This window comes from Peribacillus sp. NJ4, assembly GCF_030348345.1.
GTDB lineage: Bacteria > Bacillota > Bacilli > Bacillales > DSM-1321 > Peribacillus.
The window spans coordinates 4,683,576-4,709,652 of record NZ_JAUCFQ010000001.1 but is presented as its reverse complement, the minus strand read 5'-3'; the positions used below and the strand labels follow the sequence as shown (position 1 = coordinate 4,709,652).

At 39.2% G+C, this 26,077-nt stretch carries 27 protein-coding genes; 19 read left to right on the top strand and 8 right to left on the bottom strand.

Annotated features, from left to right (window positions below; genetic code table 11):
* Window positions 1–981 (top strand): ABC transporter ATP-binding protein, encoded by a 981-nt coding sequence (locus QUF94_RS23530; RefSeq protein WP_289317964.1) that lies wholly within the window; start codon window positions 1–3, stop codon window positions 979–981.
* Window positions 978–1,943 carry an ABC transporter ATP-binding protein gene (locus QUF94_RS23525; protein ID WP_289317963.1) on the top strand — a complete coding sequence of 322 codons (966 nt, stop codon included), beginning with the start codon at window positions 978–980 and terminating at the stop codon, window positions 1,941–1,943. Before QUF94_RS23530 ends, QUF94_RS23525 begins: the two co-directional genes overlap by 4 nt.
* 137 nt (window positions 1,944–2,080) lie before the next feature.
* On the opposite strand, the gene QUF94_RS23520 is transcribed toward QUF94_RS23525, so the two are convergent.
* Window positions 2,081–2,551, bottom strand: coding sequence for a DinB family protein (locus QUF94_RS23520; RefSeq protein ID WP_289317962.1), 471 nt, complete (start codon window positions 2,549–2,551; stop codon window positions 2,081–2,083).
* A gap of 579 nt (window positions 2,552–3,130) precedes the next feature.
* A complete protein-coding gene (locus QUF94_RS23515; protein WP_289317961.1) occupies window positions 3,131–3,544 on the bottom strand; it encodes a GNAT family N-acetyltransferase in 414 nt (137 codons plus the stop codon).
* A gap of 559 nt (window positions 3,545–4,103) precedes the next feature.
* Between QUF94_RS23515 and QUF94_RS23510 the strand changes: the two genes are divergently transcribed.
* Both QUF94_RS23510 and QUF94_RS23505 read left to right on the top strand, forming a co-directional pair.
* Window positions 4,104–4,997, top strand: a complete 894-nt coding sequence (locus QUF94_RS23510; protein WP_289317960.1) for a TIGR01777 family oxidoreductase — start codon at window positions 4,104–4,106, stop codon at window positions 4,995–4,997.
* Between the two features lie 69 nt (window positions 4,998–5,066).
* The gene (locus tag QUF94_RS23505; RefSeq protein ID WP_289317959.1) at window positions 5,067–6,236 is read left to right on the top strand and encodes an LL-diaminopimelate aminotransferase; all 1,170 of its coding nucleotides are present in this window, start codon (window positions 5,067–5,069) and stop codon (window positions 6,234–6,236) included.
* Window positions 6,237–6,387: 151 nt separating this feature from the next.
* Here QUF94_RS23505 and QUF94_RS23500 read toward each other — a convergent pair whose 3' ends face one another.
* Window positions 6,388–6,600 carry a hypothetical protein gene (locus QUF94_RS23500; RefSeq protein ID WP_289317958.1) on the bottom strand — a complete coding sequence of 71 codons (213 nt, stop codon included), beginning with the start codon at window positions 6,598–6,600 and terminating at the stop codon, window positions 6,388–6,390.
* Between the two features lie 7 nt (window positions 6,601–6,607).
* Here QUF94_RS23500 and QUF94_RS23495 point away from each other — a divergent pair, with 7 nt between their 5' ends.
* From QUF94_RS23495 to QUF94_RS23485, 3 genes are all read left to right on the top strand, one after another.
* Window positions 6,608–6,946 (top strand): ATP-binding cassette domain-containing protein, encoded by a 339-nt coding sequence (locus tag QUF94_RS23495; RefSeq protein WP_289317957.1) that lies wholly within the window; start codon window positions 6,608–6,610, stop codon window positions 6,944–6,946.
* A 205-nt stretch (window positions 6,947–7,151) separates the two neighbouring features.
* Window positions 7,152–7,424, top strand: coding sequence for a phage holin (locus QUF94_RS23490; protein ID WP_289317956.1), 273 nt, complete (start codon window positions 7,152–7,154; stop codon window positions 7,422–7,424).
* 199 nt (window positions 7,425–7,623) lie between these two features.
* Entirely contained in the window at window positions 7,624–8,103 is a 480-nt protein-coding gene (locus tag QUF94_RS23485; protein ID WP_289317955.1) for a C40 family peptidase, read from the top strand.
* An 86-nt stretch (window positions 8,104–8,189) separates the two neighbouring features.
* Here the strand turns inward: QUF94_RS23485 and QUF94_RS23480 are convergent, their stop codons facing one another.
* A complete protein-coding gene (locus QUF94_RS23480) occupies window positions 8,190–8,726 on the bottom strand; it encodes a GDYXXLXY domain-containing protein (protein WP_289317954.1) in 537 nt (178 codons plus the stop codon).
* The gene (locus tag QUF94_RS23475; protein ID WP_289317953.1) at window positions 8,719–9,777 is read right to left on the bottom strand and encodes a DUF2157 domain-containing protein; all 1,059 of its coding nucleotides are present in this window, start codon (window positions 9,775–9,777) and stop codon (window positions 8,719–8,721) included. Before QUF94_RS23475 ends, QUF94_RS23480 begins: the two co-directional genes overlap by 8 nt.
* 233 nt (window positions 9,778–10,010) lie before the next feature.
* On the opposite strand from QUF94_RS23475, the gene QUF94_RS23470 reads away from it, so the two are divergent.
* The 7 genes from QUF94_RS23470 (at window position 10,011) to QUF94_RS23440 (ending at window position 19,518) form a co-directional block, all read left to right on the top strand.
* Window positions 10,011–10,331, top strand: coding sequence for a PadR family transcriptional regulator (locus QUF94_RS23470; RefSeq protein ID WP_289317952.1), 321 nt, complete (start codon window positions 10,011–10,013; stop codon window positions 10,329–10,331).
* A complete protein-coding gene (locus QUF94_RS23465; protein ID WP_289317951.1) occupies window positions 10,328–10,882 on the top strand; it encodes a DUF1700 domain-containing protein in 555 nt (184 codons plus the stop codon). The genes QUF94_RS23470 and QUF94_RS23465 overlap by 4 nt, the downstream gene beginning before the upstream one ends.
* The gene (locus QUF94_RS23460; protein ID WP_289317950.1) at window positions 10,875–11,669 is read left to right on the top strand and encodes a DUF4097 family beta strand repeat-containing protein; all 795 of its coding nucleotides are present in this window, start codon (window positions 10,875–10,877) and stop codon (window positions 11,667–11,669) included. Before QUF94_RS23465 ends, QUF94_RS23460 begins: the two co-directional genes overlap by 8 nt.
* A 9-nt stretch (window positions 11,670–11,678) precedes the next feature.
* Window positions 11,679–11,837: a hypothetical protein gene (locus QUF94_RS23455; protein ID WP_289317949.1), complete on the top strand. Its 159-nt coding sequence runs from the start codon at window positions 11,679–11,681 to the stop codon at window positions 11,835–11,837.
* A 259-nt stretch (window positions 11,838–12,096) separates the two neighbouring features.
* Window positions 12,097–13,059: a sensor domain-containing diguanylate cyclase gene (locus QUF94_RS23450; RefSeq protein ID WP_289317948.1), complete on the top strand. Its 963-nt coding sequence runs from the start codon at window positions 12,097–12,099 to the stop codon at window positions 13,057–13,059.
* Window positions 13,060–13,468: 409 nt separating this feature from the next.
* A complete protein-coding gene (locus QUF94_RS23445; RefSeq protein WP_289317947.1) occupies window positions 13,469–14,674 on the top strand; it encodes an MFS transporter in 1,206 nt (401 codons plus the stop codon).
* 173 nt (window positions 14,675–14,847) lie between these two features.
* On the top strand, window positions 14,848–19,518 hold the full coding sequence (locus QUF94_RS23440) for a hypothetical protein (protein ID WP_289317946.1): 4,671 nt from the start codon (window positions 14,848–14,850) through the stop codon (window positions 19,516–19,518).
* Between the two features lie 47 nt (window positions 19,519–19,565).
* On the opposite strand, the gene QUF94_RS23435 is transcribed toward QUF94_RS23440, so the two are convergent.
* From QUF94_RS23435 to QUF94_RS23425, 3 genes are all read right to left on the bottom strand, one after another.
* Window positions 19,566–19,970, bottom strand: a complete 405-nt coding sequence (locus QUF94_RS23435) for a hypothetical protein (RefSeq protein WP_289317945.1) — start codon at window positions 19,968–19,970, stop codon at window positions 19,566–19,568.
* Between the two features lie 39 nt (window positions 19,971–20,009).
* Window positions 20,010–20,432, bottom strand: coding sequence for a hypothetical protein (locus QUF94_RS23430; protein WP_289317944.1), 423 nt, complete (start codon window positions 20,430–20,432; stop codon window positions 20,010–20,012).
* 315 nt (window positions 20,433–20,747) lie between these two features.
* Window positions 20,748–21,668: a glycine-rich domain-containing protein gene (locus tag QUF94_RS23425; protein ID WP_289317943.1), complete on the bottom strand. Its 921-nt coding sequence runs from the start codon at window positions 21,666–21,668 to the stop codon at window positions 20,748–20,750.
* 262 nt (window positions 21,669–21,930) lie between these two features.
* Here QUF94_RS23425 and QUF94_RS23420 point away from each other — a divergent pair, with 262 nt between their 5' ends.
* The 5 genes from QUF94_RS23420 (at window position 21,931) to QUF94_RS23400 (ending at window position 26,023) form a co-directional block, all read left to right on the top strand.
* Complete coding sequence (locus tag QUF94_RS23420; RefSeq protein ID WP_289317942.1) at window positions 21,931–22,161, top strand: excisionase family DNA-binding protein; 231 nt, start codon at window positions 21,931–21,933, stop codon at window positions 22,159–22,161.
* A 223-nt stretch (window positions 22,162–22,384) separates the two neighbouring features.
* Window positions 22,385–23,404: an AI-2E family transporter gene (locus QUF94_RS23415; protein ID WP_289317941.1), complete on the top strand. Its 1,020-nt coding sequence runs from the start codon at window positions 22,385–22,387 to the stop codon at window positions 23,402–23,404.
* A gap of 342 nt (window positions 23,405–23,746) precedes the next feature.
* On the top strand, window positions 23,747–24,568 hold the full coding sequence (locus tag QUF94_RS23410; RefSeq protein WP_289317940.1) for a basic amino acid ABC transporter substrate-binding protein: 822 nt from the start codon (window positions 23,747–23,749) through the stop codon (window positions 24,566–24,568).
* 79 nt (window positions 24,569–24,647) lie between these two features.
* Window positions 24,648–25,304: an amino acid ABC transporter permease gene (locus QUF94_RS23405; protein WP_289317939.1), complete on the top strand. Its 657-nt coding sequence runs from the start codon at window positions 24,648–24,650 to the stop codon at window positions 25,302–25,304.
* Window positions 25,301–26,023, top strand: coding sequence for an amino acid ABC transporter ATP-binding protein (locus QUF94_RS23400; RefSeq protein ID WP_289317938.1), 723 nt, complete (start codon window positions 25,301–25,303; stop codon window positions 26,021–26,023). The genes QUF94_RS23405 and QUF94_RS23400 overlap by 4 nt, the downstream gene beginning before the upstream one ends.
* The last annotated feature ends 54 nt before the right edge of the window (window positions 26,024–26,077 follow it).

The following is a 26,077-nucleotide window of genomic DNA, read 5'->3' as shown; positions in this document are numbered from 1 at the left end:
TTGAGTGAAGCTCTATTGGAAGTGAAAAACCTTGAAACGAATTTTTATACAGAAGAAGGCGTTGTAAAGGCAGTGAACAACGTCAGCTTTTCAATTGGCGAGCAGGAAACCGTTTGTATCGTTGGGGAATCCGGCTGCGGAAAAAGCATAACTTCGCTTTCAATCATGCAGTTGGTTCCTGAGTCCGGCAAAATTGAAAAAGGCGAAGTGAATTTTGCCGGACGTAATCTGCTGCAAATGAACAAAAAAGAAATAAACCGCCTTCGCGGAAATGATATCGGAATGATCTTTCAAGAGCCGATGACATCGTTAAACCCAGTTTATACGATTGGTCAGCAGATGATCGAACCACTGCAGGAACATTTGCTCCTAAGCAGGAAAGATGCTTATAAGAAGGCACGGGAACTCATAACATTGCTTGGAATACCAAACTCCGAGAAAATAATCGGCATGTACCCTCACGAACTGAGCGGGGGGATGCTTCAACGGATAATGATCGGCATTGCCATCAGCTGCAATCCAAGGCTCATCATAGCTGATGAACCGACGACTGCTCTTGATGTAACCATCCAGGCCCAAATTTTAGATATATTGCGGGATATAAAAAAGGAATTCAATACATCCATATTGCTAATTACTCATGATCTTGGAGTTGTAGCGGAAATGGCAGACTATGTCATTGTAATGTATGCTGGGAAAATCGTGGAGCGGGGACCAGTCATGGAGATGTATACAAATCCTCAGCATCCCTATACAAAGGGACTATTGAAAGCAAAGCCACTCATTGGGGAAAGGAAGGAATCACTATTTACGATTGCGGGGCAAGTTCCGAACCTGGCTGAACTGTCGGAATCCTGCTATTTTGCCGATCGCTGCGAGCATCGTAAGGATATTTGCTTGAAAAAGCACCCTGAACTGAAAGAAACCTCCGACAATCATAGTGTAAGCTGCCATTTATTTGAGGGGGAGGCCGTTACATGAGTCAAGCATTATTGGAAGTGAAAAACTTAAAAAAATATTACTCAAGCTCAAAAGGAATTTTCGGTAAAAAGAATGAATCGGTAAAAGCCGTCGACGGTGTCACATTTACCATTGAAAAAGGAGATGTGTTTGGTTTAGTCGGTGAATCCGGTAGCGGGAAATCAACCATTGGAAAGACAATTTTAAGACTTCATGACAAAACGGAAGGTGAAGTGCATTTTAAAGGGGAAGATGTGTTCAGCTTGAATAAAAAAGACCTGCGCCGCCTCAGGGTTCAAACGCAGCTTGTTTTTCAGGACCCTTTCAGTTCCTTGAATCCCCGTATACGAGTTGGGGACGCAATCGGGGAAGCCATGGTCGAACACGGCCTAGCCACAAATAAGGACGTCAGGGAAAAGGTGCTTCAGGTCATGGAAACTTGCGGCCTTTCTCCGTATCATGTGGACCGCTATCCGCATGAGTTTTCGGGTGGGCAACGGCAGAGGATTGTCATTGCCAGGGCGATGGCCCTCAATCCCGAATTTCTTGTTATGGATGAACCTGTTGCGGCCCTCGACGTATCCATCCAGGCTCAAATCATTAATCTTTTTAGTGAGCTGCGTAAGAAAAACGGGCTTTCCTATTTGTTCATTTCCCATGATTTGAGTGTGGTGGAGCATTTGTGCACAAAAATAGCCATCATGTATCTAGGGAATATTGTTGAGTTGGCAACCAAAGAGGAACTTTTTGATAACCCGCTGCATCCCTATACGAAAGCGCTCCTGTCTGCCGTTCCCATCCCTGATCCGCGTGTAAAGCGTGAACGGATCATTTTAAAAGGAGACATCCCGAGTCCGGTGAACCCGCCATCGGGATGTAAGTTTCGGACTCGCTGTCCGATGGCAACAGTGCTTTGCGCCGAAAGGGTACCGGAGTACCGGGATATCGGAAATGGTCATTTCACAGCCTGTCATTATGTTTGAAATCTGTTGAACTGCGAGACTATTATACATGTATATAAGAATAACAATGATTATAGATTTGGATAGCATACATCATGATTTTTCACAAAAGGAAAAGGGTGCTTCACCATGTGAAACACCCTTTGAAGATGATGCTGTTAATCCCAAACGCTAATTCTAGGAACTCCAGCAGTTCTTAAATAGTCCAATAATTGACCAGTATGTACAGACTCATGATAAGCGATTCTTAGCAACATGTCTCCTAAATCCCTGATATAGCCTACATTAGAGCGATCAATTTTAATATTGGATAAGTCGTCTTCGCTAAAGGATACTATTGTTTCCAAAAAATCACGCCTGTAAGGTTCGGCAAAGTTTAATTCCGCTTCCACAGAGATAAGTGGCTGTTTTTCAAATGGTGATTCATAAACTGGTAAGCTACCGTGATTTTTAATAGATAAATGATAGTAATGCTCACTATCAAGGACATGTCTAACCATTTCTAAACAGCTCATTGCCTTGTCGTCTGGTTTCCAATGGAGTGTGTCTTTAGGTATTGAAGTCCATAGTTTAATGTTTCTTCTTCTAACCTCTTCCATATTTAAGATGATTAGTTCTATCGATTTCATAATTATCTCCCCTTTAAGCAGTTATACAATCACTATACACGAATGGGTGCTGAAGTTATGGGTCGATTTTGAAAATATAGAAAAAATTTAACATTATGGTTGAGGTATTAAATCATTGCGTATTCCTTCTAATATGGACAGCACCGTTCCTGTTTTATTCAATTAAGATAATCGTATATATGGTTGACCAGTTTTTTCTGGTCGACCTTTTTAATGGGGAACTCAAATATCAAGACAAGGTAGGACATACGGGCGGATTGTTTCGTTCAATTGAATTGTACGTGACTATATGTAGAAAAGGGCAGTTCAATGAAGCATCCTAGTGAGGGTCAGATCATGATTGGGTATTAAATGGTCGAAGAGATTACAAGGAAAATGCCTATGAATCCATGTAGAATTTACAGGCGATTTCTTTCTGTAGTTTTTCATTGCAGGGAGTAACACAAGATTCATATATTCGGGGTAATCCTCAATTCATTATTAGTACCAGACAGAGAATTCCAGTTAATGAATGGTAAAACAGAATGTATTTTAATCGATCTTTCTTCTTATTTACGCTATAAGGGGCAGGAGGCCTTTTTAAATCAGGGATTGTATTAGAATGTCATCATGATAAATTAAAATCGGTTTAAATCCAAGGCCTTTAAACTTTTGCAATGCTTCAGGGTTATTTTTGTTCACAAAACCGGACAAAACAAGAATTCCTTTTTTTCTCACATATGCAACTAATTCTGGTAAAAGGGATTGCAGAATTCCCTTTCCTCTATATTTCTTGTCAAGGACTACATAATTAATATGAGCAACTTTATATAAATAAAGATTATAACAAAGAAACCCCACTACTTTACCTTTATCATTACAAATCACAAGTACCTTGTGTGACTTTTGCAAAATTTCATTCACTTTATCGGACGAAACCCGAAAATTTTTTACTGTAATATCCGTTAATTTCTTTATATCTTTTTTAGGTTTCCAGTCTCGAAAAAAATACATCATAACTTCTCCTTATCTCTATTAGATATAACAGTTATTCACTAGAAATATATAGCTGGTACATGTAAATACATAACCAAAAGTCAGAAAACAGTATTTTAACAGGGAATCCCTTTAGAATAGTCCAAAGGGATTCCCTGTTAATTTCAAAAAAGCATCCTTCTAATTCCTTTCAAATTCCTTGATAGAAGTAGGTTCCTTGATAGAAGTGGGTTCCTTGATTGAAGTACCTCTATTATTGTTTAAAAAATTTTCTAAGACTCTTCTCAAGGCAGTCCTACGGCTGCTATTGCCAGTTCCGGAATTGCCAGTTCTTCTTAGTTTTTTGTTTGACACTGAAATCATCCCTTTGTTTTATAATTTTCCACATTACTAATTTATGTGTAATTTTCCCTTTTGCTTGGACAAGTTCATCAATTATTGCTTAGCGGTATGTTATGTATTCGTGCTACCATTCAATGTAATAATATGGTATAATCTTTGTGAATTAATTCACAAAAAAAGATATCACTGGTTATTATTCGTACTATTAACTCATAAGAGAAAGTGGGTTGGGTATATGCTGAAGAAAGTGGTTTTAGCGGGCGGGACTGGTTTTGTCGGTCAATACTTTGAAAGGCATTTCAGGAATTTAGGGTATGAGGTAAGGATCATCTCCAGGCAAACCCCTCATATTGGCTGGGAAGATAAAGAAGGAATAAGGGAAACGATCGATAATTCGGATATGTTAATCAACTTAGCAGGAAAAACGGTCAATTGCCGCTATAATGTCAAGAATAAGCAAGAAATATTGGATTCACGAACTGATACGACTGAAGTGCTCGGACAGGCGATCGAACAATGTGAAAATCCACCTTCATTATGGATAAACTCAAGTACGGCAACGATATACAGGCATGCCGAAGATAAACCAATGACGGAAGAGGATGGTGTGATCGGTTCAGGCTTTTCCGTTGATGTAGCTAAAGCATGGGAGCGCTCATTTTTCGATTTCCAATTACCCAAGACGAGACAAATTGCTTTACGGATCGCCATTGTATTGGGAGATGGGGGAGTGATGACCCCTTATAGGAATTTGGTTAAATTCGGCCTGGGAGGCCATCAAGGATCAGGAAATCAGAAATTCAGTTGGATACATATAGAAGATTTATTTAATATTGTCCTTTTTTTGAGAAAGAATGAGGAATTGAGCGGGGTATTCAATTGTTCTTCACCGCATCCAGTTACAAATCGCGAATTAATGGCCCATTTGAGAAAAATCATGAATAAAAAGATAGGAATGCCATGCCCAACACCCATGCTTGAAATGGGGGCTTTCTTTATGGGGACCGAAACGGAATTGATATTAAAAAGCCGCTGGGTCATACCTAAGAGGTTGGAAAAGGAAGGGTATGCATTTAAATTCCATCATCTTGATGAAGCACTTGAACAGATACTGATGAGCACTAATTAAGGGTATAAAATACCGGAGATTGATTGCTATAATGATAGATAAAAGATCAATAATGGAGGGGAATCATAAATGAATATGACTCCATCTGAAAAAGTCGGAAGATTCACAACAGGGATATTTTCAGAATTGGCGACCCGCAAGCAGGAAGCAATGAAAAGAGGGATGGATGTTATCGATTTGAGTGTAGGAAGTCCGGATTTACCACCGCCTGATTTTGTAGTGGAAACGCTTGTGAAATATGCGAAGAATCCAAATTCCTACGGGTATACGTTAAAAGGTACGCCTGAGTTCCATGAAGCAGTCCGTTATTTTTATCGGCAGCGGTATGGAGTGGAGCTGGATGCAGAAAAAGAAGTCCTTCAACTGATGGGATCCCAGGATGGACTTGCACACTTGGCAACGGCGATGATAAACCCGGGAGATTATGTGCTGGTGCCAGATCCGGGATATCCAATTTATGAAGCGAGTGTAGAGCTTGCCGGCGGAATCATTCATCCGATGCCGCTTACTGCCGAGAACGGATTCCTCCCCCAGCTCAACGGAATTCCGGATGAAATAGTGCAAAAAACGAAAATGATGATCATCAGTTATCCAGGAAATCCTGTCACCTCCCTTGCTGATGAAGTTTTCTTTTCAGAAGTCATATCGTTTGCGGAAAAGAATGAGATCCTGGTGGTTCACGATTTTGCTTATTCTGAGTTAATTTTTGATAATCATCCACAAATTAGTTTTATGTCCATTCCGGGTGCCAAGGAAGTGGGAATTGAATTTAATTCACTTTCCAAAACATTTAATATGGCCGGATGCCGCATTGGGTATGCGGTCGGCAATCGCGATGCGCTGAACATTCTGGGAACTTTGAAATCACACATCGATTATGGGGTTTTTTATCCCATCCAAAAAGCTGCCGAAATGGCGCTTACTTCCAACCTTTCTCTGCTATCCGATCAGGTTAAGGAATACGAGTCCCGTCGAGATGCCTTGATATCAGGCCTTGCCGATGGGGGATGGCATGTTCCGAAAACCTCAGCCACGATGTTTATTTGGGCCCAAATTCCAGCTGGTTGGAAATCACGCGATTTTTCCTATGCATTGATCGAAAAAGCAGGGGTTACAGTCGTCCCCGGAGATGCTTTCGGGAAGCAGGGTGAAGGGTATGTCCGGATGGCTTTGGTCCAACCGGTTGAGAGATTGACGGAAGCTGCTGAACGGATTCGATGGTTTTTGAAGGGGAATTGAGTGTGGCAATTCTAGCATTTGAAAGGAAAAGTGAAGGTTCGAGTATCAAATAACTCTAAGGAATTATTCTCATTCAAATATGAAAAGCATCTATCATGCCTATCGTTTTATTTACATTCATTAAATATGTTCAGGATAAAAGAACGCTCGATCACGGATCGAACGTTCTTTCTTTTTGCTTTCTCCCGCTTAAATATTTTTTCGTGACTTTATTTAAAATGAAATTAGCTGATGCAGCAGAGATAGCAGCAAGTATCATTAAAGGCATTTGCGAACGTTGAACAAAAATGACTTCATGGGATAATGTACCGCCGATCAATGAACCGACCGCACATATGGATATCGTCTCAAAACGGAAGTACACGGACTTTTTGATTAAGTGGATGGAAAGGGGAGAAAAGACGGTATTCATTTCCACTCATCAAATGGAGGATATCCGCAGGCTTGCCGATTACCTCATATTTATAAACCGGGGGCAAATGATAGGTGAATTCGAAAAGGATAAATTGGCTCAGCAGTATAAACGGTTTTGGATGGCAGAGGATTTGCCGCCAGTATTCATTCCGGGGGAGATTGAGAGAAAAGGTTTGCGGACTGTGACTTCCAATTCGCCTATAGAGGCAGAAGCTTATTTTCTGAAGGAAGGAATCAACTGGTACGCTGAGGAGTATTTAGACCTTGAGGAGGTTGTTACTTACTTGTTAAAGTAAGGCGCTCTCTAGCTTTTTCTAAAACTACTTTTATGTTTAAGAGAAGGTCCATCCTCGGATGGGCTTTTTTATGTTTATGGGAAACTAGCGAGATAGATTATTAATGGAATATCCGAACGTAAAAAGGACAAGCCGCATAATATATAGCAAGTCCGTAACTATCTTCAATGAAGCGGATTTAATATGATAGAGAGGGGGAAAGGCAATGATCAACTGGAGAGTGCGTTTTAAGAATCCGACGTTTATATTCACGGTACTCCTTCCTGGGCTTTTAATATTGACGCAGATGGTTGCCGCGTTCATAAACAATTTCATTACCCCTATAGGCTTTACCATTACTGATGATGCATTGAACGGGGCTTTGGGCATCATTAACTTCATAGCGCTTACATTCTTTGGGGTCGGCGGTGTGGTCGATCATACCACTAAAGGTCTAAGTGACAGTGAGAATGCACGACAATACAAGGATCCTAAGTAATGGACACTATTCTTTCATATAGAAGAGTAGAATATACCAGATAACACCGTATTAGCTACCCAACGGCGTTATCTGGTTATTTGTTTTTTTTTTTGGCAAAGATTATGATGAACGAATTAAAAATGATTTTTGGTCTGAAAACCGAAAGGCAACATACATTTAAAATTGTGGTTCATTTTCAGTTTGGGGAGGAAAAAGGATGAGTTATAGTTTACCAGTTTCAAAATGGCTTGCAGCCATAGTTTTAATCGGAGTATTGATGGCGGCATTCATATTCAGTCCGGCTAATGCTTCTGCCTCTATCAATTATGGTGATGAAGTTGCCGCTTTGGCAAAGAAGCAGGTGGGGAGCAAATATAAATATGGGGGGACGACACCAAAAGGATTTGATGCTAGCGGTCTTACCCAGTATGTATATAAAAATGCCGCGACAGAAATGAAGATTCCAAGAACGAGTGCCGAACAGTATAAAATCGGAAAGGCTTTGCAACAAAAAGACTTAAAAGCGGGTGATTTGGTCTTCTATGCCACAGGTAAGAAAGGGCAGGTCTCTTTTGTAGGAATCTATTATGGAAATGGTACATTTGTCGGGACCACAACCAAAGGGGTCAAGGTGGTCAAAATGAGTGATAAGTATTGGAAAGAAAAATATATAGGGGCAAAACGAGTCATTAAGTAACAAGCTGATGTCCATATGAAAAAAGTCGAGCAAAAAAAGGGCATCGAAAATCCGATGCTCTTTTTGCTAGTCATATCCGGGGTCATTCATTCAATGATGATATCCGTTAAAACAACATTGCCATTACGGACCTTTACCACGGCCACTGAAGGATTGGCCAATGCGTCCTTCTCTATTTCCTTTGCCTTTTCTTCGGATGCGAAATAATTGTCCAGACCGTATCTGATCTGAAGGGTTTCCGGATTTTGCAGCTCATATGGGATTTCCAATTCCCCTTTTAGGTAAACGCCTTTGGTGGGTTTTTCTTTCGTTACGTAATCAACATCGTATAGTCCATCAGAGTTTTGTTTTAAACGTACATATACCTTTTTATAATCACCCATATTCCTTGTGTTGAACTCGGTTTTAATCGAGTCATCGACTTGGGATGGCTTAACGGATTCAATTTCGTATTTCAAAGCCACATAGCTTCCCCTAAACAAGTCAGTCGGATCAACCGGGGCTGTTTTGATCTTGATTACATCTCCAGTCATTGTTGTCCAGACCGGAGGAATCGCCAAGACTAACAGAATCAAGACTGGAATGGAAAATATGAAGAGTGGACGGAATGATGGATTATTCATTGAGTTCCCCTCCTTTTTTTCGTTGATTTTCAAAGAAGAAGCCAAATCCGATAAGCATGATTCCTCCAATGATGAATGTAAGCGATTTTGGCAGGAAGTCAAAGGAGTAGATGTAATATCTGAAAATCAGTGCACATATTATCACGATGCTGGTCAAACTGCCTTTTAGAATGAGATAAAGCAGAAAAACGAAATAAGCTAAAGGGAACCAGATAGAAAAATCAAAGGTAAGGAAGAGTGCCGTAATACCGTGTAAGATATGCCCTTGTATGTGGGTGATGTTTTGTAATTTGGCTCTTACAGGAATATAGGCAAGCACGATTCCCAGTACAAACAGAATGGAAAGCACAATCGTATTCGAATTTTCAACATCAAGCTTCGGCACGAATTCCATAAGAAATAAGGCAATTGTATTTATGGCTAAAGCGTTAGTGAAAAAGGTCAGATATTTAGGGTAATCGAATTTCTTTAACAAAATGTATAAAGCCGGTAGAAATATAAGAATGGCAAGCGGATAAGACGTTTCATCAACGAATATACTTCCGTTAATATAAATGAAAAGCAGGAAAGATGTAAAAAGGAGGATGAAGACATCCTTTAAATAGTATCCAATGAATACCGTTCCGATCGCCCATAATAAAAAGGAACTGTTGAAATTTATGGTAATATTAAACATCTGCTCGATTAGAAAAATTCCTGCACCAAAAATCAGAATACCTGCATAATGCAGACTTCGTGACGTTTTGGGAAAGCGTACCTGTACCTTCACCCCAGCAAAGTTCACTCCGATGAGGCATGCTATGATAAGCAGGAATTTAACCGCTTTACTTAAATAGATCCAGTTACTGGCTACGAAGGTCAATACGCCTAAACCTAAAAGAAGTGCCCCAATGGATAATAGAATAGTGATGAAGCTCAAATTACCTTTTACATCATAGGCACCTAACATCCTCACTTTCTCTTGCTGGGAGATGACTCCTTCCTTTTCAAGGTAATTAAATTCATGTTCAAGAAACTCGAATTGCTTTTTCGTTATTTCTTTGTTGGCCAAAGTAACTCCCCCTTCCACATTTTACTATTATACATCGTATTCTCTTGCAGCTTTGAATATAATGTTAATTTTCTTCTACCCTAATTGGAATGCATGTAAGACCAAAAAAATATTTTCAGTACCTTGCAATAAACAATACCATGTGGTAAATTATTTACATATGATGTATTGTTCGGTGTTCAGTACTGTTTATTGAACTATACTAAAAGACTCTTGGAAGGAGTGATGGGGCTATGAATGTACAATTTAAAAAGGGTGTCCTGGAACTGTGTGTCCTGGTCTTATTGGATAAGCAGGATCGTTATGGTTATGAACTTGTACAGAAGATTTCGGATCAAATTGAAATATCGGAAGGGTCGGTATATCCACTTTTGCGACGATTGACGAAGGAAGAGTATTTTACGACTTATTTGCAAGAATCAACAGAAGGTCCTCCGCGCAAGTATTATAAGTTAACCGACAAAGGCCGGAGATACCTTCAAGAGCTGCTGATGGAATGGAATGAATTTTCCAATGGGGTCAACCAATTAATCAAGGAAGGTGTGAACCAATGAATAAAGAACAGTTTTTAAAACAATTGAATGCCTCTTTAACCAGACTTTCCTTAGAGGAACGGGAAGATATCCTCCAAGATTACGAAGAGTATTTCGCAATTGGAATGGAAAAAGGGAAGTCAGAGCAGGAAATCTCCACATCCCTTGGGAATCCTAAACAGATTTCCAAGGAGCTGATGGCAACCTATCATCTTGGCCAGGTCGAACAAACGACTTCTGCCGGTAATGTAATGCGGGCAGTTTGGGCAGTCATTGGTTTGGGATTCTTTAATTTAGTGATCGTTTTGGGACCTTTTATAGCATTGCTCGGAGTTGTCATTGCAGGATGGACATCGGCGATAGCGTTCATTCTTGCTCCGTTTGGCGCTCTTTTCAACCTTGCGATAGGTAACTTTCAATTATTCGACCTGTTCTTCGCATTGGGACTAAGCGGGATTGGCATTTTCATTGCCATGGGAATGTTTGTTGCTACGAGTGCTTTAACCAAAGGGTTCATTCGCTATTTAAAATTTAACGCTTCCCTTGTGAAAGGCGGTTTGAAAAATGATTAATGTTAAGAAATTATCAATCATTGCACTTGTATTGTTATTGATTGGAGTAATAGGAAGTCTGTTTACGTTTTCCCAAGTGACGGATAAGAAAGCGACTACAGAGGAAAAAACGATTTCAGAGATCGTGACGGACATTCAAATCGACACTGACAATGCAGCTGTAGAGATTATTCCAACGAAGGATAGGGAGACCCGGATTGAGTTGGTTTCAAAAGGGGTGAATGTTTCCAAGTTGGATTTCACTGCAGATGTGGAAGGAAAGAAGCTTTCGGTAAAATTAGAAGACCGAAGTACCTTTAGCTTTGGTTTTCATATACAATCCTTACATTTAAAAGTATTTGTACCTGATAAATCTTATAAATCCTTTGTCGTCGAGTCCGATAATGGTAAATTGCAAATATCAGGATTGAAAAGTGAAAATCTAAATGTGAAATCTCAAAATGGCCGGGTAGAACTGAATGATATAATAACTGAAAAAGTTGAAGTGAAATCTGCTAACGGAAAAGTAGATCTTAATAATGTAGAGGGAAAACTGGTTGGGTCATCGAATAACGGTAAAATCACATTGGTCACGAAAGACTTGGATAGGGAGATCGACCTCGAAAGTAATAATGGTAAAATCATGATTAAAACGGAGAAAGAACCGACAAATACAACTTTCGATGTTCATGTCGACAATGGGAAAGTAGATATCCTTGGTAAGCATGAGGGCAATACTGTCATTGGAAAAGGCGAAAACTTAATTAAATTGGAAACGAATAATGGGAAAATCGAGGTAACGAAATAGTCGTGAAGCATGAAAAAGCCGATCCAATTGGGATCGGCTTTTTCAATTATGCGGCCATTTCATCTTCATGAACAGCCTATGGCTTATGGTGATGCCGATTTAGAAATGAACCATAAACAGAAGTCAATATTTATTGGAACAAAGTACCAAAGCGCTGGAGAGAATTAAACGAGCTTCCAATAATAATAGAAAAGATGCTAGTGTTTCTTCCGTTTTTCAGTTTATCATAGCGTGGGTAATTTGCTAGAAGCGGTCCCCTTTCTCAGGAAATAAGGAAAAACTTTTAAAGTTTTTCCTTTTAGATGTTTTGGAATTATAATATATAAAGGATAATTATGTTAAAAGTAACGAATGAACCGTGTAAGTCCGCCATCAAGTGTAAGGAAAAAAATTTGGAAAATGACTTCAAAAGTATGGGGGCTGTAGAATGAAATTCAATAAATTGTCATTAGATATATTTAAATGTACGATCTTCACTCGCAAGAAAAGGGAAAAGGACTATCTGAAGAAAGGATTCGAAGAGCAAAAAAAGGTTTTTAATATAGTGGAAAGTTCTAAGGATATCATCTACTGCTACGAATCAAATCCAAGTTCCAAGTTCAGGTATCTAAGTCCATCCATCAATACACTTTTAGGTCAAGGTGTCTTGGAAGAAGCATACAATGACCCTTCCTCGCCTTTTGAAAGGATTCATCCTGATGACTTTGAAATCCTAAATGAAAAGATATACGTTGGGATTGATTATACTAAGCCGGTCATTCAGCGCTGGCGAGATATCGAGGGGAATTATTTGTGGTTCGAGGAATATGCTACACCAATATATGAAAAAGAGCGATTGGTAGCCGTTCAAGGAATCATTCGGAATATCGATGAAAGAGTGAGATTCATACAGGATATTGAGTATCAAATGTCCCATGACCCATTAACGAATATCCATAATCGACAGTTTTTCGATAATATTTCTGCGAAATCCAATCTGGATTTTGACACTCCGGTTGCCATGATTTTGTGTGATTTAGATGAGCTGAAATTTATGAATGATACGTATGGCCATAAGAAAGGGGACGAATTGATTAAAGAAGCGGCCAATCTATTGAAACGGATTTTCTCGGACATCGCTGTTGTATCAAGAGTGGGAGGGGATGAGTTTGCCATACTGCTGATTGATAGAAGCAAGCGAGAAGTAGAATCTCTTTGTGAATTATTAAAGGAAGAAATCCTTCTGCAAAACTCCCTAAAAAAAGGCCCTCACATCAGTATGTCAATCGGGCATGCTTACCGTTCGCATTCCAAAGGGAATATGGATAGCTTATTCAAAGAAGCGGATCAAAAAATGTATCAAGATAAACGGCGAAGAAAAGAACAGAAACTCGTTCGGGCGGGTAGATGAAAGATATGGGATACACTAAGATAGGGCGATACTACCATTCCTCACTAGCAGAGTGGTTGATTCCTGGGTTGTTTAATGGAATTTTGAATTTAAGGAAATTCAATTAGATTGGCGGGATTCGTTTCAATTAAAAGGATTCGGAGTCGTTTCGCTGTATGAATGATGAATAGAAGCAATGGTATTATGTATTACAGCAAGGCGAACCTAAATTGTTAGTTTGCATACGGAAGGAAAGTGGACGGAAATGGTTATGTCAGCTTTTCATTATGAATGTTAAAGGGGGGAGTCCAGTGTCATACTGGGCTTTTATTTATATATATATATTTAGGTGCACGAAATAAATCATTCGCTTATTTTAACCAATTTTAGTAAACTGGCAATGACTATTTTAATTGGAAGGTGAAGGGATATGAGGGAAACCTTAGTGGATGAACGGGTAAGAGGGACTGATAAAATCTGGACACGTGATTTCATCATGATCTGTTTGGCAAATATGTGCATCTTCATGGGGTTTCAAATGACGATGCCGACCCTCCCGCTGTTTGTTGAGCAGCTTGGTGGTGACGACCGCCTGGTGGGGGCTGTCCTTGGAATCTTCACTTTTTCGGCCTTGCTTGTTCGGCCAATTGCCGGCAGATTATTGGAGACGAAGGGAAGACGCATCGTTTTTCTTATCGGGTTAGCCATTTTCGCATTGTCAGTGGGTTCCTTCGGTTTTATGGGGAGCATCGGCTTGTTATTCATGATGCGGATTGTACAGGGCGTCGGCTGGGGATTTTCTTCAACGGCTTCAGGAACGATTGCTTCCGATATAATCCCTGCGAAACGGCGTGGTGAGGGGATGGGGTATTACGGATTATCGGGTAACTTAGCACTGGCATTCGGGCCATCATTGGGTCTTTTTCTAGTTACGGTCCTTCCTTTTCAAGAGTTGTTTTTAATCTGCTCATTATTAGGATTGTTTGCCATCATTACAGCATCACTTATTCGGTATCAAAAAGTGGAATGTGATTCTTCGGCGGCTGTCAGAGCCAAAAGGTTTGACATATATGAAAAAAGTGCCCTTAAGCCATCTTTGCTCATTTTCTTCATCTCCGTTACATTCGGTGGAATTGCAACCTTCCTTCCCCTGTATACAACGGAAAAAGGTGTAGATGGGATTCAGTGGTACTTTTTAGTATATGCAATGGCCCTCATGGTCACGAGATTATTCGCGGGTCGATTATATGACCGAAGGGGACATCGAGCCATATTCGTGCCTTCAACAGTACTCATCATGGCTGGGATGCTGCTGCTTGCGTGGATGCCGAGTGAAGCGGTCCTTTACATTGCGGCAGTGCTTTATGGATTTGGATTCGGTTCTGTCCAGCCGGCGCTGCAGGCATGGTCGATTGAAAAGACGGCACCTAATCGGAAGGCGATGGCGAATGCAACATACTTTTCATTTTTCGATCTTGGAGTGGGCATAGGTGCCATCGTGTTCGGGCAGATAGGCTTCCTCTTCGGCTATAGGAGCATCTATATCACGGCAGCCGCCTCGATTTTCATTTCAATGATCGTTTATTTATGCATTATCAGGAGCGAGGATAAAGTAAAATCAATGCAAAGACGCTGAATGGCTTCAATGGAAGTCATTCTTTTTTATGAGTCAGGAGGAACACCACTGGCTTCGTTGTTTCATATACGTATCATCCTGAATATTTAAAAAATGGAAAAACTTTGTTATTATCGAAAAGAGAATATACATAAGATGATAGAAGGTCTATTTGAAGGAAGGGGAATCTTGGGATGAATGATTCTTCAAAGGAAGAAATGACATTAGAAAGAAGGAAGCGTATTTTCCAAGAAGAGCTGGATGTTTTATGGGAAAGGCGGCTCATCCCTAAATCAGAATATATCCGGATTAGCAGGGCATACAATCGGCATTTCCAATTAGCCCTCCATAAACAAAAGCGCTTAGAGTATGAAAAAAAGAAGTCCATCCAAGCACATGAAACGATTATCGGTGAAAGTGCCGAGATGAAGGTTCAAGATAGCCTGATTGAAGAATCTTCATTGAAATTACGGGAATCTGGGAAATTGAAAGAATCGATAATGAAGAATGAGAAGGCCGGGTATGATCCTATTGAATCCGTTTTGGAGGATAGGCTTGAACCTGTCAAGGAGATCACTGATAGGAAACCGGTTATTGACCAGCAGGCATTCAAGCTGGAGAAACCAGTAAAACAGGCAAAGCTGAAGAAAACACCTGAGCAAATCAGGGAACGGAATATCTCTGTCATCCTGCTTACTGGGGTCATATTACTTCTGTTCGGCGGATTGATTTTAGCAACCTCTTCATGGGGGAATTTGAATGCGGTCCTTAAAGTTTTCTTCATAGGAATGGTTTCCGTCATTTTTGCGGGGATGGCCTTCATCGCTTCGAAGCTGAAAATTAAACAGACAGCTTTTGCATTCTTGACGCTAGCGGGTTTATTCATTCCGATTACGATTTTATCAGCTTCATATTATCGGATTTTTGGAGAGTACCTTTCACTCAATGGTGGGGGGCGGGGGCTTCTGGGGTTTCTTGGAGGATTACTCTGCTTAGCCATTTATTTTAAGATTGCTCACTACTTTAAGTCGAAAATATTCATTTTCATTTCCATATTCACGTTCGGCATTACCTGTTATTTCGGTTTAGCTTTTGTGACGCCGACTATCGAGTGGATGTTTTTGGCCATTGGCATTCTTAATTTAATTCTATTATGGAATATTGAGCAATTGAAAAATCAAAAAGCATTAACGTTATTCAAACCATTCATTTTTCAATTCATCCAGTTTAAGATCATCGTTGAAGCCTTTGTAATCTTGACGTTATTCTCTAGTAACTTGGTGTATTCACTTACGTTGATGTTCTTTTCTGTTTTGTTTTTAATTTTTGCCGTAAAATTTCAAAAAAAATATTATGAAATGGCTTTTAGTGCCGTTTTTACGTATGGATATATCCATTTTGTTTTTAATTCATTATTAAATGAATACATGGTCATTGCTTTTGCACTTGTACCAATCATTTTTACCGCTCTTTCAAAATATCTGGCCAAATTCAATATGACTAAGCTTTCGAAGAATTTCATGTTTACAAGTTTGATTGAGAGCGGGATCGTTTTCTTATATATAAACGCGATGGCGTACCAGGAAGTCTATGCGCAAATATTCATCGCGCTCATGATAGTATCCGCACAGCTTGTCTATGTTTCCGTTCAATCGAGAAAATCAAGCTTTACGTACCCGGCTGTTGTTGTTTTCAACTTAGCGTTCGTATACCTTTTCTTTGCTTTACCAGTCTCTTTTTCTACCGGTTTAAATCTGATTTTTGTTCTTCAGGTCATCCAATATCTTGGATTATATTTATATAACAGTCACCCGAAGTACAGCCTGTTTAAGCGGAGTATCTTACTTATCTCCCCAATGACCATGTTAGTGATACTGACCAGTAAATTCAGCGAAATGGATTGGCTTGCAGTTAGCGTAGCCCTCGCCATGATATCTGGACTTTTCTTCATCACATATATTAAAGACGATAGTAAGCATATGAAGGAAAACGCCATTTACGGATTTCCAATCACTTTCGTTTTGGCTTTGGTTGCTTTCTATCCATATTTGTTGGAAGGTTTAGAGTGGGTCCGTTCATATATCCCGGTCAGCCTCTATTTAATGGGGGTTTCGCTGATTTCAATTGGTGCAGCTTATACATTTAAAAAGGAATATCATAAATTCTTTCCTGTTTTTGCATATAGTGGACAGATTCTTTCCTTCCTTTCCTTGATATGGATCCCATTCGATTCACTGAATCCTTTGGAGGCAAGCGGAGTGATTGCTGTAGCTACTGCAATAAATGGTTGGTCCGTCCATATCCATCGGAAGCACATATTTTGGGTACCTGTCGTAATTACAAGTGCCAGCTTATATGCTTCACTCTACGATGTTTTTGATTTTGGTTCAATGGTGTTGAAGATTGCTTTCGTGTTGATCGGCCCCATTATCTTTTTCCTATTAGGAGAATGGCTTGGGAAATACTCAAAAAATGGGAAACTGTACTTCTTTTACGCAAGTCACCTTGCTAATTTACTGGCGATTCCTGTTGGATATATGCTCATTGCCCAAACGGAAAGTTCGCCGTTCCTATATGTTGCGCAACTGTTGATTTATATTTTGAGTGCTTTTAGGGCGCATGTGAAATGGGGAAAATACGTTTTTACGTACCTAGGGTTTTCAGTCCTTTTCCTACAGGTCCATTTATTTGTGGTAAACATGGAGCAAATGGTATTCATTAAATCAATATGCATGATGATAACAGCAGGACTCATAACCATTCTGTGGGCGTTATCCAATAAGAATTGGAAAGGCATCATGGAGTATTACCTTATTCCATTCATTCATTTAGGGATAAGCATAGCCATCTTGGAAACGGCAATCCGGGACTTTCCGCTTAACCGCGAATTGGTCTGGGTAGGGGTGATGACTGGACAGTTCTTGTTTGCCTGGTATCTGCTCATGCAAAGGAATTGGCGGAACTATGTTGTGGTTCCTCTGACCCTGGCGTTCATTTTTTACAATATGTATGCAAATACATTACCTCTGGTTTTTGCGATAATCGTATTGTTTATATGCATGGCTGTGATGGTGTTTGCAAGCAGTCGCCATTTCAAAGGATTGGTCAACCAAGAGGGAACGAAAAGAGTCATTGATTATTATCGGATTTATGGCTTGTTATATCTCTGTACTCTGAATCTGGAAGTGTTTATGGACGGTACAGGATCTGCGATTTTGGGGATTTTTGTTTCCCTGCTGTTGCCTAGCTACTTTATCCTGATGAGAAGATTCACGATCTATAAGAAAGAAAGAAGCATTTACTCAGGAATAGCAGCCATCATCGGACTTTTCCCTTTCATCAATATCATAGACTATGCCCATACACTCCCAATCGTCACGAGTTTGGCTGTTCTTTTCGGCTGTATGGCAGGAATGTTGTTGCTAAGCAGGCTGTATTCCAGCGGGTTACTCAAGAAAAACGGATCGGGCATCATCAGCTTTGATCCTTTCAGAATCTATGGTTTATTCTTTGTGATCGATATGAATGCGGAGGTTTTTAATGATAATGATCAACAGTTACTCCAAGTCTTTGTATCGTTTTTGTTAACCGCTTATTTCATTTTCCTGAGAAGCTTAACAACGGAAAAGCAAGAGAGGAAAATCTATTCCAATATTGCTGCTCTAGTCAGTCTATATCCTTTCCTAATCATCGTCGACTATGCCGACAGCCTATCGGTTGTAATGGGATTGATGGTCCTTTTCAGCTGTATGTTAGGAATGCTGCTTTTAAGCCGACGTTATTTCAATGGCTTAATCAAAAAGGAAGATACAGGTATTACTATCGATGGATACAGGATATATGGCCTGTTATTTTTACTGGCCATGAATAGGGGAATTTCCGTAACTGAAACATCAAGCCAGTTACTCGAAGTTTTTGTCTCACTCTTGATCACGGTTTACTTCATCTTGATTGGAAGTTTCACAAAGGATGTAAAAGAAAAGGGCATCTACGTTTGGCTGACGGGAATTATCAGTTTGTATCCGTATTGGACCATCATCATGTATACGGCCACATTACGGCCTTTCGTTGGTATGACAGTCCTTTTTGGGTGTGCAGCCATAATGGTACTGCTTAGCAGGAAATTCTTTAAAGGCCTGCTGACTAAAGGCGGGGCAGGACTTCAATTGGACTTTTACAGAGTCTATGGCTTGCTGTTTCTTCTTGCCATGAACATGGATGTTTTGATGGGGGGACCAGCACATTTCCTTCTGGAAATCATCGTGGCACTGTTGATTCCGATCTATTTCATTTTGATGAGAAGCACGACGACAGGAATGATGGAAAGAAAAACCCAGTTAGCTGCAGCGATATTATTCAGTCTCTATCCGTATTGGGTCATCACGGGTCAATTCACGATACCAGTTGTACTTGAGGAGGAGGTAAATATACTGCCGCTGTTCATTGTCAGCACCATTCTGCTGAGGAAAATCTTTGTTAAAGGCAAAATCACACAATATATCGAGATGGGTATTGTATTCCTCCTGTTTTTAGTCTTGATCATTGATGCAATGGCGGGCAACACTTTATACGATGCGCTCATTATCGGAACGGTATCATTGGCAGCAATGCTCGTTGGCTTCATGATGAAATACAAATCCTATTTCATCGCTGGAACTGGCACCATTTTATTCAATGTCTATATGAATACCAATTCGATGTGGAGCGAGATGCCATGGTGGCTGTATTTAATCATTGGCGGAGGGCTGCTTATCGGAATTGCCTCTTTCTTTGAATGGAAAAAACAAAAAGACAACCGGACATCGAAGGAGGTTCTCGAGAAAAATAAACAAAGGATCAAGAATTGGTTCAATCGGTGGAATTAATGAAGAAGGAAATAGACGACTTAAAAAATTTCCGATGTAGGTGATGCTTACCTATAATTTGAAGAAGATAGCCAATTGGTCATGGCAATGTCTAATAATGGCCTAAAAGAGTGGCTTGCAGAGCCCCAATCTCTTAACCTTGGACGAAAATTCAAAGGGAATCTCAAAAGGGGTTCGGAATTTATAAATTCCGAACCCCTTTTGTCTACAAACTGAGAGCACTTAAAAGCTCTCTTTCTCTGCTCTTGCCAATCATAAATTTCCATTTCCCACTGATCTATATTAGTTTGCAAAACATTAATTAAAAATGGTGAAAGGGCATTTCTATACTTTTTTAATTCTTTAATTAATTTCACTCGATCTTCAGTTAAACCTTGTACTAATTTTTTCTTGTTTTCCCAATTTGCATATACAAAAACTGGTCTGAATTTCCGTATCTCTTTATCATCCAAATCAGTTGTAACTCCTTAAAAAAAATAAATTAAATATACTTATTTAAATTTTATACAAAATATTATAATCACATTATAAACCAAGTGATTGCCCGAGCAAAAACCATCGGCAATTTGTAAAGAATATTTAGAAGGTACCCCAGCATTTTTTAAATAAGTATTTAATCGTGATTTAATTGTTGATTGAGTAACACCCTCTGCTTCATCAATCCCAATCTGTATTGCCCATCCTTTAAATCCAGCAGGTTGAATACCTACCTCTCCTGAGGATGGTTCTTCTGTAGCAAATTCATATGAATTGTTAAACATTGAATCTGCTGTATTAGTTGAATATTCATTAGTCATATTTACATATTCTTCAATATTAACTGTTGTCTTATTCCCAACAGCAAAACTAAATGTTGGAGCAATAGTGGAAAACATTAAAATCGTTACTAAAATTGCTAAAAAATGTTTTTTCATTTTTTCTTCTCCTTTTAATTAATAATCTAAAAGCTATAAATTAAATTCTATAAAAATTAATAGAGGACATTGATCCAATTTTGGTTAATATCTTTTCAATTTTGAATTATCTTCTGAAAAAACCAAACTCATAGTAGAATCTATCTAACTTTTCATGGAGCTGGTTTTGAAGACTATCAAAACATCTGAGATAAAGTTTGTGAAGAATTAGTAGAAATCCATTATGAGAACATCATCAAAATCATAAAAAACCACTCTGAAAGCATACAGAGTGGTTTTTTCGCGTTTATTCAAATGTTTTTCCAAGCGAAAAGCTCATGACGAACAAGAACTGCATGAAGAACAGCTAGAAGAGGAATCAGAACTGCTGTCATGGGAACTGCTATGATCGCCACCATGACCGGATCCAGAGGAAACTGTGTTCGGTTCATTCCCGAAAATATCTTTAAATTCGCTGTCAAGATCATCGGTACTTGCATAAGTGAAATAGGCAGGAGCTGCGTAGTCCGTCTGGTCGTACGTTTTCCGCCAATTCAATTCTGTCAAAGGGCGATTTTCTTTAAATTGGGAAGTGAAAGATTCAAAGGTCCGTTCCGCTTGTATACTTGTCGGTTTCCGCATATATTTCTCTTTTAACTGCTCCAGCTCCAACGTTTCAAAATCGCGGAGAAGCGTTTGCCCTTTATCATGTTTGAAAAATTTACCCCATTTTTGAATGGAATGGGAGTCCACCGTAAATAGCTGTACATAGTAAAAGTCAAAAAGAGTACGCTCTTCGGGTTTGAAAACAGGTTCTGAATGCGGATGGTGATGAATGGTCCTACCGATGAAAGCCTGGCAAAACTCATCATATTCCTGTCTATATTTCAGCATGATATGCCATAACTCATCGATGACTGAATTAAACATTTCAACTTTTCCAAACACTGCAGCCATAATCAAATAGCGTTTCAATTCACGCCAAGCCTGATTGACCTTTATCTGTGAGTCACGTGGATGCTTCAGTCGGAATTCAGCATTGACCTTTTCCATATAATTGAAATCCAGTGCTTTATTAAGCTTTTCTATCAATGCTTCTGAAACGATTTCCGTTGCATGCAAATCTAAAGTTTCCGCATGGTATTTACGGAATTCATTTTGATAGCGTTCTAATTTAGCCGGTTCACTTAGCCCTTTAACGAAATTGACCAGGAAAACAGCAAAAATTGCCGCAAGAATGACATAAAAGAAGGTCATTTTTGTCCACTCCTCTTAATATATGGATATAGTACTTTAACATTATCTTACATGCTATTGGAAGGGATTGTAAGTTGTTGTTTGGAATTTTGTATAAAATGTTCCATTTACGGAAATCGATTAAGCTGGGGATGTTACATGTCAAAAACCCTGAATCCGGTTTCATCCTTTCCTTGGAATTGAAGGGATTTTCAATCAAATATCAAGCACTTCAAATAATGCCCCCAATCTAGTATAGTTAGTATGGAAAAGGGGTGAAGGCATGTACTTGACAATTAAAGAGACTGCGGAATATTTATCGATGCCGGAATCTTATATAGAAAGTTTGATCGTTCAAAATAAAATTCGCACCGTTTATGACGGTGAGCAGCATTTGATTTTTAAAGAGCAGTTTAATACGCATCTTGAACAGATGGAAAAATATAAGAAGCAATTGGCGGATTATTATAACGAACCCATCCCCGAAGATATCGATGTGAAGGATGAAGATTAGCATCTGCCCATGGCAGATGTTTTTTTCATGCATGAATGACAGTGGAATTATAGAATCGGATGTTCTAAAAAGCTCTTAACTAACGTCTGCATCATGGGGATTACTGATCATTCAAAAAATTTTGTTGTCAATGGAAGGTAATTGTAGTAGAATCCCTCAATTCCGTGTAAAATAATAAGTAGAAGGAATTATCAAGGCAGAATGGTAGTTAGGAGATAGGTAAGTGGTAAAAGAGTATTTGCAAAGCGAAGGTTTTTCAAGGTTAATTACATTAATTGTGTTAGTCCTCTTTTTAATAAGCATCGGAAGTATGGTTAATATCGTGTTATTCACATTTGTTTTCACTTTCCTGATGGGAAGGCTGGAGCAATTTATCATGAGTCGGCTGAATAAAGTGATGCATATCAATTCTAAGGTTGTTATAAGCTTTTTATATGCAGTCGTCATTTCTTGTTTAGCCATCGTTCTTTATAAATATCTACCGGTCATTACGCTACAATTCACTGAATTAGTCACACAGATCGTTTTCTTCTTTCAACATCCACCAGATAGTAGGGTCATTCAATATGCCATTAATATAATGAACGAGCTGCGATCGCCGCTCGATCTTCAAACACAGATGAATACACTCTATCTTTATATATCCGATTTCGGTAAACTGGCATTTCAAGTTTTCATTTCCATGTTGCTCAGTCTATTTTTCTTATTGGAAAAAGATAAAATCATTCGCTTCACTTCTAAATTCAAGCGGGCCAAATTTAAATCTTTCTTTATAAACTTAAGCCACTTTGGCGTCAAATTCATCAATTCATTCGGAAAGGTGATTGAGGTCCAGTTCCTGATAGCCATTACGAATGCCGTCCTATCGGTAACTTTCTTATGGATTCTTGGCTTCCCGCAGTTGCTCGGACTAGGGATCATGATTTTCTTCCTGGGTTTGATTCCGGTTGCAGGGGTCATCATCTCCCTCATTCCACTTAGCATGATTGCCTATAGCATCGGCGGCATGCCCAAAGTGATTGCTGTATTAATCATGATTGTTGTGATCCATGCACTTGAAAGCTATATTTTAAATCCGAAATTCATGTCGGCAAAAACAAATCTTCCAACATTCTTCACCTTCATCATCCTATTGTTTTCAGAGCATTTCCTAGGGATATGGGGATTGATCATCGGGATACCGATCTTCATCTTCCTTTTGGATATGTTAGATATTGAAGAGGGCAATAAGGAAGTTCCATAATAATCATTTAAGCAGCGGCCACGCTAATTTGGCGGCTGCTTATTTTTGTTCTATTAAATCTTTTGAAAGTTTCAATTACTGTTTTCAATATAATATCCATTAATTCGAGAAAAGGGAAAAAGTCTGCCCGTTTACCCATTAGAGAATATTTGCATTTTTGATTTACCGAGTTAATTGATTAAACTTTTATTTTACTAAAGTTATTTGTCGATTTTTTATTGAATAAAAAAACAAATAAACGTATAATATTCTTAAAAGAATATACTGAATGTTCTCTAAAGTTAGATTTATCTGTTTTTTTTTAAAAAAAAGAGAGTTTACGAGAGAGAAGAGGGGATTATTTTGAAAAAGGTTTCTTTTTTAGTGTTTGCCATGGTAGCTTCTTTGTTACTAGTCATGACAGGATGCGGAAAGGATAAAGAAGTCTCGACAACTAGTAAAGAAGAAGAGTCCAATGGAAAAACACTCAGAATCGTGACTGACGCCAATTATGCTCCATTTGAATTTCTTGAAGGCGATAAGATTGTAGGATTCGATGTTGATTTCATCAACGCCGTTGCTGAAGAAGCAGGTTATGAAGTTAAACTGGAAAGTGTTGGGTGGGACCCTATTTTTGTTGAAATCGAATCTAAGAGAGCGGATGTCGCAATTTCTGCGATTACAGTGAATGACGAAAGAAAACAATCTTATGATTTCTCGGTTCCATACTTTTTATCAACTAACAAGATTCTCGTTCCTGAGAAAAGTGATATAAAATCAGGAAGTGAATTGAAAGGGAAGGTCATTGCCGTTCAGACTGGTACAACTGGACAGGAAGCGGTAGAGAAACTCCTTGGAAAAAATCATAAGGACATCAAAAAATTTGAAAACAATAACCTGGCCATTCAGGAATTACTGAAAGGTGGAGCTTCGGCTGTCGTAGCTGATAATACGGTTGTTGAGGAATATGTGAAAAATAACCCCGATCAAAAACTGAAAGTCGTTGAAGATAGCAAAAGTTTCAATGAGGAATTTTATGGTCTTATGTTCCCGAAAGGCAGTGAATTGAAATCGGAGTTCGATAAAGCTGTGAATGCCATTTATGAAAATGGAAAATATGCAGAAATTTATAAAGACTGGTTTGGTACTGATCCAGATATCGAAACATTGAAAGCACAACAATAAAAACAAGTGGATAGTAAAAGATTGCGTAACTTTACGTGTGAAGTTACGCAGTTTTTTTGGTCTTTAGGAGGGAAACGGAATGAGTTTTCGCTGGGATATTATTTTTGAATATGCTCCTTTCTTATTAAAAGGAACACTGCTTACTATAGGGCTGTCGGTTTCCTCCATCCTCATCGGAACCTTCTTGGGGTTATTGATCGGTTTAGGGAAAATCATGAGGAACAAAGTGCTGGCCTTTCCATTTTACTGTTATGTCACGGTTTTTCGCGGAACACCGCTTTTAGTTCAAATCTTTTTAATCCATTTTGGAATTGTGCCCTTTTTTACCGGTGAAACGAATGCAGTAACCGCCGGGGTCATTGCTTTATCTTTAAATGCAGCCGCATATATTGCAGAAATTTTCCGTGCGGGCATTCAATCCATCGATAAAGGGCAAATGGAAGGATCACGTTCATTGGGGATGACCCATACCCAAACAATGATTCATGTTGTATTGCCTCAAGCTTTCAAACGAATGATCCCTCCGTTAGGAAATGAATTCATTGTATTATTGAAGGATTCGTCCCTGCTTTGTGTCATTGCAGCCCCGGAATTAATGTATTGGGGAAAGGCGATGGGGAGTCAGTACTTTAAAGTGTGGGAGCCATATTTGGCGTGTGCCTTCATCTATTTATTCCTTACGCTCATTTTAAGTTTCGTATTAAGTAGACTCGAAAGAAGGTTGAAAACAGAATGATCAAGGTCGAGAATCTAAAGAAGTCATTTGGGGAAAATGAAGTATTGAAAAATATCAATGCAATCGTTTCCCCTCAGGAAGTAGTCGTTGTAATCGGGCCGTCTGGATCGGGTAAATCCACTTTCCTCAGGTGTATCAATCAACTTGAAACGATAACAGGAGGGCATATTTTCATCGAAGGACTTGATACGACAGACAAGAAGGTAAATATCAATAAAGTCCGGACGGAAGTTGGCATGGTATTTCAGCATTTCAACTTATTTCCACATAAGACTGTTCTTGATAATATTATGCTTGCGCCTCTAAAGGTCCGCAAGATTTCCAAAGAACAGGCTTCCCAAAGAGGGATGGAACTGCTTAAGAAAGTGGGGCTTGCCGAGAAAGCGAACGCATACCCGGATTCATTATCGGGGGGGCAAAAGCAACGCGTCGCAATAGCCAGGGCTTTGGCGATGGAACCAAAAATCATGTTATTCGACGAGCCGACTTCCGCTCTAGATCCGGAAATGGTCGGTGAAGTCCTTGAGGTCATGAAGCAACTTGCTAAGGAAGGTATGACCATGGTAGTGGTGACCCATGAGATGGGATTTGCAAAAGAAGTTGGTGATCGCGTCATTTTCATGGACGAAGGCTATATTATTGAAGAAAATACCCCCAGTGAGATTTTTGATAATCCCCAGCAGGAAAGAACCAAAGCCTTTTTGAGCAAAGTGCTTTAATAACGTGTTAAAGAAAAAAACCTTCCGTTAATGGAGGTTTTTTTTTTGGAGCAT

Coding starts and splice junctions, on each gene's coding strand:
- QUF94_RS23510 (WP_289317960.1), top strand. CDS start 4,104: ATGCTGAAGAAAGTGGTTTTAGCGGGCGGGACTGGTTTTGTCGGTCAA.
- QUF94_RS23405 (WP_289317939.1), top strand. CDS start 24,648: ATGAGTTTTCGCTGGGATATTATTTTTGAATATGCTCCTTTCTTATTA.
- QUF94_RS23440 (WP_289317946.1), top strand. CDS start 14,848: ATGAATGATTCTTCAAAGGAAGAAATGACATTAGAAAGAAGGAAGCGT.
- QUF94_RS23420 (WP_289317942.1), top strand. CDS start 21,931: ATGTACTTGACAATTAAAGAGACTGCGGAATATTTATCGATGCCGGAA.
- QUF94_RS23400 (WP_289317938.1), top strand. CDS start 25,301: ATGATCAAGGTCGAGAATCTAAAGAAGTCATTTGGGGAAAATGAAGTA.
- QUF94_RS23480 (WP_289317954.1), bottom strand. CDS start 8,726: ATGAATAATCCATCATTCCGTCCACTCTTCATATTTTCCATTCCAGTC.
- QUF94_RS23490 (WP_289317956.1), top strand. CDS start 7,152: ATGATCAACTGGAGAGTGCGTTTTAAGAATCCGACGTTTATATTCACG.
- QUF94_RS23465 (WP_289317951.1), top strand. CDS start 10,328: ATGAATAAAGAACAGTTTTTAAAACAATTGAATGCCTCTTTAACCAGA.
- QUF94_RS23525 (WP_289317963.1), top strand. CDS start 978: ATGAGTCAAGCATTATTGGAAGTGAAAAACTTAAAAAAATATTACTCA.
- QUF94_RS23485 (WP_289317955.1), top strand. CDS start 7,624: ATGAGTTATAGTTTACCAGTTTCAAAATGGCTTGCAGCCATAGTTTTA.
- QUF94_RS23505 (WP_289317959.1), top strand. CDS start 5,067: ATGAATATGACTCCATCTGAAAAAGTCGGAAGATTCACAACAGGGATA.
- QUF94_RS23520 (WP_289317962.1), bottom strand. CDS start 2,551: ATGAAATCGATAGAACTAATCATCTTAAATATGGAAGAGGTTAGAAGA.
- QUF94_RS23460 (WP_289317950.1), top strand. CDS start 10,875: ATGATTAATGTTAAGAAATTATCAATCATTGCACTTGTATTGTTATTG.
- QUF94_RS23470 (WP_289317952.1), top strand. CDS start 10,011: ATGAATGTACAATTTAAAAAGGGTGTCCTGGAACTGTGTGTCCTGGTC.
- QUF94_RS23445 (WP_289317947.1), top strand. CDS start 13,469: ATGAGGGAAACCTTAGTGGATGAACGGGTAAGAGGGACTGATAAAATC.
- QUF94_RS23430 (WP_289317944.1), bottom strand. CDS start 20,432: ATGAAAAAACATTTTTTAGCAATTTTAGTAACGATTTTAATGTTTTCC.
- QUF94_RS23515 (WP_289317961.1), bottom strand. CDS start 3,544: ATGTATTTTTTTCGAGACTGGAAACCTAAAAAAGATATAAAGAAATTA.
- QUF94_RS23450 (WP_289317948.1), top strand. CDS start 12,097: ATGAAATTCAATAAATTGTCATTAGATATATTTAAATGTACGATCTTC.
- QUF94_RS23455 (WP_289317949.1), top strand. CDS start 11,679: ATGAAAAAGCCGATCCAATTGGGATCGGCTTTTTCAATTATGCGGCCA.
- QUF94_RS23425 (WP_289317943.1), bottom strand. CDS start 21,668: ATGACCTTCTTTTATGTCATTCTTGCGGCAATTTTTGCTGTTTTCCTG.